15 protein-coding genes and 1 riboswitch are annotated in these 15,475 nt (G+C 26.2%); of the genes, 1 reads left to right on the plus strand and 14 read right to left on the minus strand.

Translation table 11 applies throughout. The features are described 5' to 3' along the window. Positions 1-199 precede the first annotated feature (199 nt). The 13 genes from ACYUE0_RS02050 to ACYUE0_RS02110 form a co-directional block, all read right to left on the minus strand. Positions 200-1,282 carry a hypothetical protein gene (locus ACYUE0_RS02050; RefSeq protein ID WP_061994298.1) on the minus strand — a complete coding sequence of 361 codons (1,083 nt, stop codon included), beginning with the start codon at positions 1,280-1,282 and terminating at the stop codon, positions 200-202. Beyond that, positions 1,275-2,054, minus strand: a complete 780-nt coding sequence (locus ACYUE0_RS02055; protein WP_460269321.1) for a DUF1700 domain-containing protein — start codon at positions 2,052-2,054, stop codon at positions 1,275-1,277. The genes ACYUE0_RS02050 and ACYUE0_RS02055 overlap by 8 nt, the downstream gene beginning before the upstream one ends. Beyond that, positions 2,047-2,382, minus strand: coding sequence for a PadR family transcriptional regulator (locus ACYUE0_RS02060; RefSeq protein ID WP_061994300.1), 336 nt, complete (start codon positions 2,380-2,382; stop codon positions 2,047-2,049). The genes ACYUE0_RS02055 and ACYUE0_RS02060 overlap by 8 nt, the downstream gene beginning before the upstream one ends. A 225-nt stretch (positions 2,383-2,607) precedes the next feature. Next, the gene (locus ACYUE0_RS02065) at positions 2,608-3,255 is read right to left on the minus strand and encodes an HAD family hydrolase (protein WP_460269322.1); all 648 of its coding nucleotides are present in this window, start codon (positions 3,253-3,255) and stop codon (positions 2,608-2,610) included. 347 nt (positions 3,256-3,602) lie between these two features. Next, entirely contained in the window at positions 3,603-4,514 is a 912-nt protein-coding gene (locus ACYUE0_RS02070; protein ID WP_460269323.1) for a transposase, read from the minus strand. A gap of 242 nt (positions 4,515-4,756) precedes the next feature. Beyond that, complete coding sequence (gene ribH / locus ACYUE0_RS02075; protein WP_460269324.1) at positions 4,757-5,218, minus strand: 6,7-dimethyl-8-ribityllumazine synthase; 462 nt, start codon at positions 5,216-5,218, stop codon at positions 4,757-4,759. A gap of 14 nt (positions 5,219-5,232) precedes the next feature. Then, positions 5,233-6,417, minus strand: a complete 1,185-nt coding sequence (locus ACYUE0_RS02080) for a bifunctional 3,4-dihydroxy-2-butanone-4-phosphate synthase/GTP cyclohydrolase II (RefSeq protein WP_460269325.1) — start codon at positions 6,415-6,417, stop codon at positions 5,233-5,235. 12 nt (positions 6,418-6,429) lie between these two features. Further along, positions 6,430-7,080, minus strand: coding sequence for a riboflavin synthase (locus ACYUE0_RS02085; RefSeq protein WP_010296988.1), 651 nt, complete (start codon positions 7,078-7,080; stop codon positions 6,430-6,432). Positions 7,081-7,120: 40 nt separating this feature from the next. Further along, positions 7,121-8,197, minus strand: a complete 1,077-nt coding sequence (gene ribD / locus ACYUE0_RS02090) for a bifunctional diaminohydroxyphosphoribosylaminopyrimidine deaminase/5-amino-6-(5-phosphoribosylamino)uracil reductase RibD (RefSeq protein ID WP_460269326.1) — start codon at positions 8,195-8,197, stop codon at positions 7,121-7,123. 220 nt (positions 8,198-8,417) lie between these two features. After that, positions 8,418-8,533, minus strand: a riboswitch (FMN riboswitch). An 84-nt stretch (positions 8,534-8,617) separates the two neighbouring features. Beyond that, positions 8,618-9,553 (minus strand): ribonuclease Z, encoded by a 936-nt coding sequence (locus tag ACYUE0_RS02095; protein WP_460269327.1) that lies wholly within the window; start codon positions 9,551-9,553, stop codon positions 8,618-8,620. Positions 9,554-9,579: 26 nt separating this feature from the next. After that, entirely contained in the window at positions 9,580-10,416 is an 837-nt protein-coding gene (locus ACYUE0_RS02100; protein WP_460269328.1) for an alpha/beta hydrolase, read from the minus strand. Positions 10,417-10,809: 393 nt separating this feature from the next. Beyond that, positions 10,810-11,514: a carbonic anhydrase gene (locus ACYUE0_RS02105; RefSeq protein ID WP_460269329.1), complete on the minus strand. Its 705-nt coding sequence runs from the start codon at positions 11,512-11,514 to the stop codon at positions 10,810-10,812. A gap of 418 nt (positions 11,515-11,932) precedes the next feature. Then, positions 11,933-12,598 carry a DUF6483 family protein gene (locus ACYUE0_RS02110; RefSeq protein ID WP_460269330.1) on the minus strand — a complete coding sequence of 222 codons (666 nt, stop codon included), beginning with the start codon at positions 12,596-12,598 and terminating at the stop codon, positions 11,933-11,935. Between the two features lie 301 nt (positions 12,599-12,899). On the opposite strand from ACYUE0_RS02110, the gene ACYUE0_RS02115 reads away from it, so the two are divergent. After that, positions 12,900-13,658 (plus strand): MerR family transcriptional regulator, encoded by a 759-nt coding sequence (locus tag ACYUE0_RS02115; RefSeq protein ID WP_460269363.1) that lies wholly within the window; start codon positions 12,900-12,902, stop codon positions 13,656-13,658. Between the two features lie 112 nt (positions 13,659-13,770). Here the strand turns inward: ACYUE0_RS02115 and ACYUE0_RS02120 are convergent, their stop codons facing one another. Continuing rightward, entirely contained in the window at positions 13,771-15,471 is a 1,701-nt protein-coding gene (locus ACYUE0_RS02120) for an NADH-dependent [FeFe] hydrogenase, group A6 (RefSeq protein ID WP_460269331.1), read from the minus strand. Positions 15,472-15,475 lie beyond the last annotated feature (4 nt).

Raw genomic sequence — 15,475 nt, forward strand, 5'->3', positions numbered from 1 at the left:
TATCATATATTGTAGATTTTATCCTGTTTTCATAAAATTAAAACAAACATGCAAATTATAAAAAGCTATATTAAATTAGAACTAAAATTCCAAATTAATATAGCTTTAGAAATAAGATAAAATTAAATTTATAAATTAATTTTTAACACTTATTATGGTTTTAAATTTATCTTTGTCAAAGAATCTATAGAATTATAATTTATCTATTTAACATCAATTTAGATTCTAAGCTTTCTTTTTGCTCATTTTTCAACTCACCATTTCCATTTGAAAACACATTTAATTTAATATTCCCTCTTTCTCCCTTTGAAAATTCACCTTCTATAACATTATTCTTAATATTTAATTTAGATTTATCTATATTTTCTAATACGTCTATTTCATCTATATTATAATCTCCCAATTGAATTTTACCACTTACGTTATATTCATTCAAATCCATTGATATATTAAAATAATTATTAGCATTAATTTTAATATCTTGTGCAATTGGAATATAAGATTCAATGGAAATACTATTTGCTTTTAAATCTATATTTTTAGGAAGTTTGGATACTTTTTCATAATCACTAAATAATCCATTACTAGAAATATCGACATGTGAACTTAAAATTTCAACACTATCAGCATTTATAAATTCTCTCACATCCATTGTTATACTCCCATTTGTTCTTATTTTTATTTGCTTTAAACTATTAAATTTAGGTAAAGAACAATAACCATAATAACTATCAAAATTTATTGAATCAGAAAGTACGGAAGCTTTTTCAACCTCTAAAGAAATATTTTCATCAGATTTTAAATTAATATTTACTCCTTTTGGAACTTCTATAATTACTTTTGATCCTGTGTAGTTTCCTGATAATGAATATAAAAATCCATTATACATCCTTTCAAATATATTTCCATCACCTTCAGGAATTTCCATAGATTCTATTATCTCACTATTTATTTTTAAAGTTTTACTATCCATATCATAACTTGGATTTACCTCTAATTTTTCCATTGGGAAATTATAAGTTTTTATTTTAACTAAATTATCATTACTTTGATTTATTTCAACGGAAGCTTTTCCATTCCCACTAGAGCTTATGTCAAGATTCAAGACTTCATCTTCAGTTGAATATATTTCTTTGGCTATAGCTTGCTTATTGTTATTTTTTACATCCTGCACATCAGCTACAAACTGGGGCACTGCCACAACGCCTGTTCCTATAGCACCAATAGTTCCTATTCCAACTAAAATAGCAGCAGTTATAAGTGCAATTTTTCCTTTATTCATTGTAGCTATCCTCCTTATCTTCATCATCTATTTCATGTTCAACCTCTTCATTCTTACTTAAACTTAAAGTATTATTGTTGTAACTTTCATTATAGGTGTTGTTTTCTTTCACTCTTATATACATTTTTCTTGTTTTAACCCATGATATATATCTTAAAATTATATCTTTAAAAAACTTAACAATATATATATATATTGTCCAAAGAGCTAACATAACTCCAGTACCTGCTAATGCCATAAAAAATATAAATAAACCCATATACATATTAGCAGTCATCATAGGAAATGAAATTATATACCCTCCTATATCCATTATTGTAAATCCTATAAGAGTTAATGTTGCTGAAATTATTCCTATTATGATAAATATTGTTGGCATTATCAAAAACAATGTTAAAATTATAAGAATTGCTTTAACTCCCCATATAGGAATTTTCTCATTTAAAATATCATTAGAATTCAAAAATTCTTTACTTCTTTCAATACCTCTTTTTCCTAATCTTTTAGTTTTTCCCCAAATTTTTTTAGCTTCTCTTCCATAATCTTTTTTTTGGTTAGAATTTACATCACTTTTTTTCATTTCTCTTTTTAAATCATTTGCTATAGTTTTAGGGGAACCTAAGGAACTTATTATGGTCTCATCGCTTTTTCCTTCTAACTCTCCATTTAAGAAAAACTCTTCATAATCTCTTATTATATCTGAAACTTCATTTTCGCTAAAACTATCACTTAAATAATCTCTTAATATTTCTAAAAATTCTTTTCTATTCAAATTTAATACTCTCCTTTCGATATCTTTCAAGAATAAAATTTACATCTTCAACAAACCTATCCCACTCATCAACCATATCTTTAAGATTACCTTTTCCGTAATCTGTTATTTTATAATATTTTCTATCTGGTCCGCCTTCTGATTTTTGAATATATGTCTCAAAATTACCTTCTGATGTCAATCTCCTCAATAATGGATAAATTGTGCTTTCTTTTACATCCATAACTTTAGATATGTTTTCTACAATTTCATATCCGTACATATCTTTACTATTTATTAAAGTCAAAACACATATTTCAAGCACACCCTTTCTTAGTTGGGTACTCATACTTTAACCTCCTATTCTACAAATATACTATGTAATACATAGTAGGTAGATTAAAAAAATATGAAATCGTAATCTACCATTTCACTTATACATAATATTTTTAAATCATACTATGTATTGCACAGTACCTACTTTTAAAAATAAGTACTATGTAGTACACAGTACTTATAATTTTATATTATCATACTACTGTGTATTACACAATACCCTTTTTAAACTTAATTATTAACCTTCAACAATAGAAATTAAATCACTAAACTTATCTATTATGTATTCAGGATTAGAACCCTTAATTTCTTCTAAAGTATTATTTCCATAAGTTACAGCACAACTTTCACAACCTGCATTTTGCCCCATTCCAACATCATAGATAGTATCTCCAATAACCAGTGCCTTATTTTTATTAACATTAATTTTTTCAAGCACTAAATTAACAACATCTGGAGCAGGCTTATGCTTAGTTACATCATCACAACATGCAACGAAAGAAAATAAATGTTCAATTTCTAATTCTTTTAGAAATAAAAGTAGCGTATCTTTGCCCCTGCTTGTTGCTATAGTAAGTTTTACACCTTTTTTATGTAATTTTTCCAAAGTTTCCTTTACACCTTCAAACATAGTAACAGTATTTTTACATATATTTTTATATCTTATACTATACTCTTTCACTGCTGATTTTATATTTTCCTCTTGAAACCCTTTAATACTTTTAAACATTTCAAATAAAGGAAGTCCTATTAACCTCTTAATATCTTCATCCTCAATATCCTCATTCTTAAAATATTTTAAAGTATCTTGCATAGTTAAAATTATACTTTCACTAGTATCTGCAATAGTCCCATCAAAATCTAATACCAATGCTTCAAACTTCATAAATTACCTCCAAACCATATTTTAACTCTTATTATAACATATATAGTGACATATATTTATTTTTTTCATTACTTTTTAGTTATTTTTAAAGGTGACAGTTATTAAATATTATATTTTACATAATATTTAATAACTGTCACCTTTAAATCACCTAAATGATTTAAAAGCATTAACCGAATTTATTTTTAAACATTTATCTTTCATAAAATTTACTTTCAAAATCAATATGTTAATATTTCTTGTCAGTTTTATAATGCTTGTCCATTTACTTATTATTTTTCTATATTTCAATTTTAAGTTACAATTTCCTTATGAGTTTTAATTATTTTTTTATTTAATTTTTAATGCTAAGCTATAAATTTCTCAAACATCTCTTTATAATGTTTATTTTTTAAAATTAAAGTTATTGCTCTATTACCTAATTGCGATATCCTACTGACACTTAAGTTTCCAAACTTTATAGCTATATCCTTACATTTTTCACCACAGAACGCCGTAGCAAGTATTGTTACCATTGCTCTAGCATTTTGATTATGACTTCTATTTTTTATAAATATTTCATTAGAATGTATGTTTTCTTTTTCTGCTACAAAGTTAATTACATCTTTTATGGTATAATTGGATTTTAATACACCTTTTTCATTAATAAATTTTTCTTCTTTAAATTCTATTTTTAAATCCATTTTTTTAAAATCTTCTATATGATTTTCCATAGTATATTTAAATAAATTTGCATATTCTTTTCTTGCTTCCCTCTTATTTTTATCTAAGAATTCTAATATTCTATCTATGTCTAAAACTCCAAATAGGTCTTCTTCCCCTAAATAAACAGACATGCTTGAAAATAAATATTCTTGTGGACATTCTCTAAATCCTGGCAAATCTTTTGCATTTCTATGAATATATAACGACACTGCTAATAGATATCTATCATTATTTATAATTTCACTTTTAAATCTACCTTTACATAAACGTGAATCTAATTCATACTTTTTATTGTAAAATTTAACATATCTTAAGTTTAAACTTTTCATTACTACAGAAATATCTTGTTCCTGAGAATCTATAAGTAAATGAGCATGATTGTCCATTAGGCAATATGCATATAGTTTAAAGGGATATTTTATTTGACTTTCCTTTAATTTAGTCATAAAAGTTGCCTTATCTACATCTGATTTAAATAGCAACCTATCTTTAACACTTTTTATCATGATATGATATATTGCATGTTTCTCTTTTTTTCTTGGTTGAGTTGGCATTTCAATACACTCCTTAACTTTTATGCTTTATTTTAATCATTGACATTTTGTATTTTTTATATTCAAAAAATTTAATACTAAGTTCATTTTTAAATATTTTTACAAAATTAATAAATTTAAATATTAATATATATAATAAATAACTGTCACTATATATCCTGTATCAAAATAAATGAAAAAAGCTATTGGAAAACCAAATCTCTTAATTTAGTTTTGCAATAGCCTTATATTTTAAAATTTAATTATATAACCTTCATAAGATTTGCCATTTCTATTGCTGTTACTGCAGCATCAAATCCCTTATTTCCACTTTTGGTTCCAGCTCTTTCAATAGCCTCTTCTATAGAATTTGTTGTTAATACTCCAAATATTACTGGTTTTGATGTTTCTAATGATACTGTAGCAACCCCTTTTGATACTTCACTACAAACATAATCAAAATGTGGTGTTGCTCCTTTTATAACTGCTCCTAAACATAGCACTCCATCATATTTTTCATTATTTGCTAGTTTTTTAGCTATTAATGGTATTTCAAATGCTCCTGGAACCCATGCAATATCTATATCTTCTTCTTTAACGCCATGTCTTTTTAATCCATCCACTGCTCCTGAAAGCAATTTAGAACCTATAAACTCATTAAATCTCCCAACTATAATTGCAAATCTTAATCCTTTTCCTATTAAATCACCTTGTAAAATGTTCACTTTTATCACTCCTTCTATAGAATATGTTGCATTTTCTCTTTTTTAGTTTTTAAGTAAAAATAATTTTCTTCATTATGATTCATCTTTATTGGAACTCTTTCTAGAATTTCTATATCATGTCCACTTAATCCAGAAACCTTTTTAGGATTATTAGTCATAAGTCTTATTTTTTTTATGCCTAAATCACTTAATATTTGTGCCCCTATTCCATAGTCCCTAAGATCAGCTTCAAATCCTAATGCAATATTTGCCTCCACTGTGTCTAAACCTTCATCTTGAAGTTTGTAAGCCTTTAATTTATTTAAAAGACCTATGCCTCTACCTTCCTGTCTCATATATAATAAAACTCCAGCACCCTCTTTATTTATTTTCTCCATAGCCATTGATAATTGCTCTCCACAATCACATCTCTTAGAACCAAAAGCATCACCTGTTAAACACTCTGAGTGGACTCTAACTAATACTGGTTCATCTTCTTTAATCTCACCTTTAACTAATGCAACATGATGCTCACCATTTAACTTATTAACATATCCTATGGCCTTAAAATCTCCATATTTAGTTGGCATTTTAGTTTCCACAACTGATTTTACTAATTTTTCTCTTTTCTTTCTATAAGCTATTAAACTTTCTATTGTTATCATTTTCAAATCATGTTTCTTACTAAACTCTATTAATTGTTTTCCTTTTGCCATAGTTCCATCATCACTTATTATTTCACAAATAACACCAACTGGTTTAAATCCCGCTAAAGTAGCTAAATCTACAGCAGCTTCTGTATGCCCAGCTCTTTTTAAAACTCCACCTTGTTTAGCTTTTAGTGGAAATACGTGACCTGGTCTTCTAAAATCTTCTGGTTTTGAATTACAATCTAAAAGCTTTTTTATTGTTATTGCCCTCTCAAAAGCAGATATGCCTGTTGTTACATCATTACTATCTATTGATACAGTAAATGCTGTTTCGTGATTATCTGTATTTATCTCAACCATTTGACCTATTTTAAGATTTTCAAGTATTTCTTCATTAATTGGGGTACAAATAAGCCCTCTTCCATATGTAGCCATAAAATTTATACTCTCACCAGTAACTTTTTCTGCTGCCATTAATAAGTCACCTTCATTTTCTCTATCCTCATCATCTAAAACAATTACCATTTTTCCTATTTTTATATCCTCTATTGCCTCTTCAATTGTATTCATTTTAATCTCCTCCTATATAAACCCATTTTCTTTTAATAAATTTAAAGTTAGATTACTTTCATTACTTTTATATTCCCTAAAATCCATAAGTCTTTTTATATATTTTAAAAGCATATCACATTCTATATTTATAGCTTGTCCGATGCTTTTTTTGAAAATAATACTTTCATCTTTGGTATGTGGTATTATAGAAACTTCAAAGTAATTTTCTTTTAAACTTGAAATAGTTAAGCTTGTTCCATCCAATGTAACTGACCCTTTACATACCATATATTGCAATAATTCATTGCTACATCCAACTTTTATTACAGTGCTATTCCCATGGTTTTCAGCACCTATTATTGTTCCCATACCGTCTATATGTCCACTAACTATATGACCATTAAGTCTACCATTAACAGATAATGCTCTTTCTAAATTCACACTATCTCCCTCTTTTAATTTAGATATATTAGAAAGCTTTAAAGATTCCATCATAACATCTGCAATAAAATAATCTTTTCCTAATTTTGTTGCAGTTAGACATACACCATTTGTACAAATACTATCCCCTATGTTTATATCTTCTATAACTTTCTTACACTTTATTTTAATTACCCTAGATTTATCAACATCTTTAATTGATAAAACCAATCCTATTTCTTCTACTATTCCTGTAAACACCACATCACCTTTTTCTAAATATTTTGAATTATTTAAATATTCAAACTTCTCCTTCTATCAAAATATCATTATCAATTTTTCTCATATTCCATTTTTTGATTTCAAAACATTCTGACACTTTCTCCTTTCCAATACCTTCTACAGCGGTGACACTCTCCCTTCCTCCTATAATTTTAGGACATATAAAAGCATATATTTTATTTGCTATTTTTTCTTCTAATATGCTATAAATTAAATTTCCACCACCTTCTACTAAAATACTATCAATTCCTCTTTTATATAAATTTAAGGTTAAATCAATTAAGTCCACTTTATTTTTATTTTCTTTTGTAACTATAACTTCCACTCCAAGTTCCTTTAATTTTAAAATTTTTTCTTTATCTTTGCATATAGTAGCTATTATAGTTTTACTTTCTTTTGTTTTAACTAAATTACACTCTAATGGAATTTTTAAATTACTATCTACAATTATTTTTATTGGGTTAATACCACCATCCAATCTACATGTAAGCATAGGATTGTCTTTCAAAACAGTATTTATTCCCACCATCACCGCTGTAAATCTATTTCTTAACTTATGAGCATAAATTCTTGATTTCTTTGAACTTATCCATTTTGAATCATAATTTTTAGTAGCAATTTTTCCATCTAAGGTCATTGCCCATTTTATTGCAACAAAAGCTTTATTTTTTATCATGTTATAATTAAAAATTTCATTTATCTCTTTACATTTTTCTTCTAAAACCCCAACTAATACTTCAATTCCATTTTCTCTAAGTTTTTTTACTCCCTTCCCTGAAACTAATGGATTAGGATCTAATGTTCCCACAACCACTCTTTTAAATTTATTCTCTATAATTTTATCTACACAAGGTGGAGTTTTACCATAATGACAACATGGCTCTAATGTCACATATATAGTAGCATCTTTTAGGATTTCTCTTGATGACTCTATAGCATTAATTTCAGCATGAGGTTGTCCAAATTTTTCATGATAGCCTTGTGATATTATTCTATTTTCTTTTACAATTACAGCTCCAACAAGTGGATTAGGGTTTACTTTTCCTTCTCCAAATTTCGCAAGTCTTATTGCCTTTTCCATAAAGAATTCATCCATTTTATCACTCCTTATCAATTCATTTATTTAAAATATAAATAAGAAATGCCCCAGGCAAATTTCACCCAGGGCATATATTAATTGTACAAATTAGAATTAGCATTCCAAATAATTTATTTTTAAACAAAAATTATTTAAATTATATTTAAAATTTAAAGCTCCAAGCCATTGGCTCAGAGCATTGAAATTCAAAAAATATAAAACCTAATCAATTCTAATATTTTCTCTTCTTTCATCCAGACTTTACTGTCGGCCTTGGAATTTCACCAAATCATGCTAAAATAGCTCGCGGGCTTTACCGCCGGTAAGGAATTTCACCTTGCCCTGAAGATAATTTATTCAACTTTTGAAATTATTATAACATTTAGACATAAACTTGTCAATAAAATCCTATACTTTTTCTATAGACTTCCAAAAACATTATTTAAAAGTTAAGTTTTCTTCCATTCTATCTGATCCTAATATAGTATTTTTAAAAACTTCTTTTCCATTTTCAATATACTCATCTGGTTCTATAAGTGACGGTGAAAAATGAGTTAATATAAGTTTTTTAACTTTACCTTCCTTAGCTAATGATGCTGCTTCTCTAAAAATCATATGTTTATTTTTTATAGCTTTTTCTATATCATCATCACTGCCATAAGTACCTTCACAAATAAATAAGTCGCTACCTTTTATAAATTCTTTTATAGAACTTATTGGACGGCTGTCTGTTATATAACTTAATTTCAAACCCTTTCTTTCATCTCCTAAAACCATATCACTAAAATATAATTTCCCTTCAAATTCATAACTATTGTACTTTTGAAGTTTGCTCCAAAGTATTTTAGGTACATTATTATTAATCGCTTTATCCACATCAAATTTTCTTTTTCTATTTATGTAAAAACCATATCCTAAGCAAGGTGATGAATGTTCTAAATCTATCATGCTTATTTCTATATCAGAATAATCATTAGTAAGTTCAAATTTATCTTTTAATTCAAACTTTAAATTTTTCTTAGGTGCCTCTATCACTTTGATTTCATAAGGCAAATATGGACAAATAACACTTAATCCTTCAATTGTATCCTTTATTCCTTCTGGTCCTATTATAATAAGCTCTTCTTCTCTACCACTATTGCCAATAGTGGATAAAAGCCCTGGTAATCCTACTATATGATCTCCATGTATATGTGTTATGCATATAATATCAATGGATTTAAATCCAGATTTAGCAAGTCTCATTGATACCTGTGTGCCTTCACCACAATCTATTAGTATTTTTCTTCCTTTATAATTTATTAGTAATGAAGCTAAATTTCTAAAGGGCATTGGCATTCCACCTCCACAACCTAATAAAGTAACATTTATCATATATATTCTCCTTTAACATATGGTTTTTAATTTTTATTATCACATTTTTTTAATAAGTCAAAAAATATATTTGTATCTTCCTCTCCATGTCCAATCCATAAATTTAATATATTAGAATGATATTTTTCTTTTATAAGGGTAATATCTGCATTTCCCCCAAACCCACGTACTCTCTCCACAAAATTATATGCACATTCCTTAGGAACTAGCTCATCTAAATCCCCATGAAGACAGAACACTGGAAACTCAGGTTTTTCAGTAACTAAATTTAATGGATTAACTTTACCTTCATATTTAGTTCCACCTAAATATCCATTTAAATATTTTTGAGCTCTTTTAGATGTAAACTTAGAAAAATCTAACACACCACTTATTGCAAAAAATGCCTTAAATATAGATGGATCTATTTCATATCTTTCTTGAAGTTTTTTGTTAAAAACTAAATTTGCTCCAAGTTCTGAGCCTGCTGAAAAACCTATAACTATAACATCATCACAATCTGACATGTGCCAATATCTTTCTAAAAAATCTTGAAAACCTAAAAATACGTCTTCTATTTGGCAGGGATATTTATATTTAGGTGCTAATCTATATGCTGGAAGTACTACAGTATATCCCTTTTTAGCAAAAAACTTCGCTATAGCTTTAAATGAAAATGGATTTCCAGACATCCATCCTCCACCATGTATAAAATATATCAAAGTACGTTTTTTAGGCTTATGTCCTTCTAATATTAAGGTATATTTTCTATGATTATGACCATACTTCACTTTATGAATTTTGTATTCGTTATCTTTATATTTATTCCATATCATCATTCTTACTCCCAAAGCAAGAACTGTTAATTTCTCATCAAAAGTCATCTCAAATTACACCCCTTATTTAGGTCTTAGTCAACTAAAAATAAATTTTCTATAATTATAATACTACTTTAATCGACAGTTTTATATAGTTTTTTCATTTTTTAGAAAGTATATTGTTTACTAATTATTAAGCATATGAATTTTTTAAAAATTCAGTTACTAATTTCAAAAAATTAATACATTTATGTATTTTTTCTTAAAACAGTGCTATATATTAATATTATTTTAGTTTCTATTAAAATTATATTTTATATACCATTTATTAATTTATTCATTATCTAAAATAAAAATTGAATATTTTTATATTTAAATCATATTACAATATATATTATTATAACGCTTAATAATAAAAGGTGTCTAAACCATATGTTTTTAGACACCTTTTCATATATTTTATTCAAAAAAATTCACTTTTCCATCTAAAGAGTAATAACCCTTAACTATTTTCACACTACCATTAGTTAACTTTTCACTAATTATAGAATCTTTTTTTACTATTGAAGCTGAATTTTCTATATTTAACTTAATAGCTTCTTCGATAGAATTACTATTCTTTATACTAGGTTCTATCTTTTTCAAAAGTCCTGTTAAATTATGAGAATATACAGTTCTATTATTTAACATATCATAAGCTGATATAACAGCTCCACAATCTTCATGCCCCATTACAACAATAAGCGGTGTTTCAAGATACTTTACTGCATATTCAATAGATGCTAAGGCATCTTCATTCACTACATTACCTGCCAATCTTACCTCAAAAATTTCTCCAAGTCCTACATTAAAAATTAATGATGGGCTTATTCTAGAATCAGAACAAGTTAATATTACTGCATATGGGTGTTGTCCGTTTTTCAATTCATCTCGTCGTTTTTTATGTACATTATTTAAATTAGATATATCATTAACAAATCTTTCATTTCCTTCTTTAAGCATTTTTAGGGCTTTTTCTGGTGTATTAACATCTACCATTAAATCTGTCGTCTGGCTAACATCTGTCATAACATCTTTTGCTCCTTCTCTTATGTAAAATAATATAAATGTTGTACTTAGAAATACTATTAGACTTATTAATACTATATCAAATCTTTTCTTCATTGGATATAATCTCCTTATAATATTTTTTTAATTTTATTTGAATTTTATTTGAATTTTTTATGTATTTTTTTATTTTATCAATATATACTTCAGTAATATATTTAAAGTAGATTCTTTGTTTTATTTAATTGTATTTTATGCCGTTAACTTTAAACTATTCAATATTGAGCCTTATCTTATATAGTAAGATATGCTATGAATCACTTAAAATTTAATGCTATATTTTTATGAAAATATTTTAAAGCTATTGAATAAATTTAAATTGGATCGTGTCTCCCTATATATCTAACAACTTCATATATAGGAATTATTAATATAAAATATGTTAATCATTTTTTTAAATACAAAAGAATCATCTAAACAAGTAATATTAAATACTTTTTAGATGATTCTTTTAATAAAATATTTTTATTTACATTTAGTTTTTCTTCTTTAGCTCATTTAAATCTTCCAATCCAAAATCCACCTCTTCTAAAGAAAAATTTCCAAGTTCTAGCTCTTCACTACTTTTTTTCTTTAATGTATCATAAAACTCATAACCTAAACTAAATATTTCTTCACTTTTTTCCTTTTTAATCATTGAAAATAATAAATCTTCACCATTTGAATATTTACCTTTTTTTAAATAATACTTTAAAACCATTTTTTCTGTTTCTATGGGAAGTTCATATTGAGAAAGTTTTGAAACTATAACATCTACTTTTTCATTGCCATTGAAAATATTCATTTCACAATCATTATTTACTAGATACAAGTATAAATTTAAGCTTTTAACAAAACAATCATATCCTTCATTGCCATTATTACCACTTAAATAAATATATCCTTTTACACTTAAAAGTTCCGCAACTACCTCACATCTAATATCAAAAGTAGATTTATTTAATAGTAATAATTCTATAATACTGTCGTAAGACATTCTTTCTACCTTATCAAGATCAAATCCGAATATTTCTTTACATGCCTTATTTATTTCATCTATTGCCTCTTCACTTTTATTTTCTTTTTTTAAAAATTCTACCTTTTTTATAAGTTCTGTCATTCTTTCAACTACTTTTAATATATAATCATTTTTTAAGGCCATAAAAATTCTCCTCTCATATTTTTTAAATATATATTATTAAACCTTAAATATATTTATATTTTACTCCTTTCATACAGAGATTTACAAGCTTTAAAGCTAATCTATATTAAATATTACTTGAATATTAGGTAATTGAATACGCTAAAATATAAATTAGAACTAATATATTTGTAGATTTATTTCACTATATTAATTTTAAAACTTATTTTTATAAAATACTTGACTCTAACACTATGTTATAGCTTAACATTAGTTTTGTAATGAAAATATATTTTCTATAAAAAATTTAAAAGGAATGATTATTTTGTACAAAGTAAAAGAAGTTCAGTCAATCACTGGTGTTACCATACGTATGCTTCATCACTATGATAAGATAAATCTTTTAAATCCTAGTAGTAAAAGCGACGCTGGATATAGACTTTACAATGATAATGATCTTGAAAAATTACAACAAATAATGTTTTTTAGAGAACTTGATTTTTCTCTTGAAGAAATAAAAGAAATACTTTCAAGCCCTAAATTCAATAAAAATACAGCTCTTGAAAATCATAAAAAAATTCTTACAGAAAGAAAAACAAGATTAGAAAATTTAATAAAAATAATTGATAACACATTAGAAAAAGGAGTAGATAATATGAGTAATAACGAAAACTTTAAAGCTTTTGATACAACTGAAATAGAAAATTATAAAAATAAATATAAAAAAGAGGTAGAAGCTAAATACAGTCATACTGATGCTTATAAAGAATATAAGAAAAAAACCTTTAAATATGGAAAAAATGATTGGCAAAATATAATGGAAAAAGGTGATATAATCTTTAAAAATCTTGCTAATCTTATGGATAAATCTCCTAGTGATATAGAAGTTCAAACTGAAATTGAAAATTGGAGAAATCATATAACAAATAACTTTTATGATTGCACCATAGAAATCTTTCAATCCTTAGGTGAAATGTATGTAAATGATACTCGATTTACTGAAAATATAGATAAACACAAAAGCGGTCTATCAAACTTTATAAATGAAGCAATAAAAATTTACTGTGAAAATAATAAGTAAATAAAATTTAAATCTTCTTCCTATGATTAAGACTATATAAAAAGATAGCTATTGCAAAACTAGTTAAATATTAGTAAAGCAATAGCTCTTTTTACATGAATTTATACTATTATTAATTATATTTTACATGTAATAGCTGTTTTATATTATCTTTATTTAAAAACTCCTTGTAAAGTTCTTTTATGATTGGGTTTTCATGAGATTTTCTTATCTTACTTTCCTTATCTTTTTCATATATTATTTTCATACGTTCTTCTAATTTTTCTTTACAAGATTTAATATATGGCTGTCCACCACCATCAATACATCCTCCTGGGCATGCCATAATCTCTATAAAGTCATATTTACATATACCATTTTTTACTTCTTCCATAATTTTTTTAGCATTTTTTAATGAACTAACCACTGCTACCTCTATTTTATTATCACCTAACTCTATAGTAGCTTCTTTAATTCCATCAAGCCCTCTTACATCTTTAAAGTCCAATTCGTTTAATATTTTATTACAACTCCATTCATAGGCAGTTCTTAAAGCTGCTTCCATAACTCCCCCACTTGTCCCAAATAACATACCTGCTCCAGTTGATATGCCTAATGGATTATCAAATTCTTCTTCTTTAAGGTTTATTATGTCAATTGAGCTTTCTCTAATTAACTTTGCTAATTCTCTTGTGGTAATTACAATATCCACATCACCTTTTAGTTCTTTTCTTTTTGCTTCATATTTTTTTGCTATACATGGCATTATAGATACTACTACCATATTCTCTTTTTTCATTTTATATTTATCTACTAAATAACTTTTTACAATGGCACCAAACATTTGTTGTGGAGATTTACATGATGATATATACTTTAATTCATCTTTATAATTCATTTCTGCAAATCTAATCCATGCTGGACAACAACTTGTTATTAATGGTAGTTTGTTTTTTTCTTTAAATCTGTTTATAAACTCTTTAGCTTCTTCCATTATTGTTAAGTCAGCAGAAAAATTTGTATCAAAAACTTTATTAAAATTTAACATTTTAAGTGCAGCAACTATTTTACCTGTTGTTATAATATCACCGCTAACTCCAAATTCTTCACATAATGCTACTCTTACTGCAGGTGCTATTTGAGCTACAACAAATTTTTCTTTATCTTCTACAACTCTAGGTATTTTTTCATAATCCATAACCTCAGTTAAAGCACCTGTTGGACATACTACTACACATTGACCACAATAAGTACATTTTGTTTCATTTATGGGATTATCAAAAAATGTTCCTATTTTTGTGTTAAAACCTCTATTTATAGGTGTTAATATGTTAATATTTTGTACTTTATCACAAGCTGTAACACACCTTCTACACAAGACACATTTATTCATATCTCTTATTAATGCTGGAGAACTACAATCTATTTTATATTCACTTTTTTTGCCTTTATATATATTTTTACTTATTCCTAATTCCCCAGCTAATTTTCTTAATTCACAATTCTCATTTCTATTACAAACCAAACATTCATTAGGATGATTTGATAATAATAACTCTACTATTGTTTTTCTCACTTTTAAAACTTTTGTACTATTAGTTGCAATATCCATTCCATCTCTTACTAATTCTGAACATGCAGGCACTAATTTGCCTTTTTCTTTCAATTCAACCATACACACCCTACATGTGCCCTTACAATTTTGTGATGTATTATCAATCATTTTCATGTTACATAAAGTTGGAACTTTAATATTTGCTTTTTTACAAGCATCTAAAATTGTCTTACCATTTTCTATACTTACCTCTATATTATTTATTTTCAAATTAATCATAAAC

Source organism: Clostridium sp. CTA-19 (assembly GCF_054767855.1).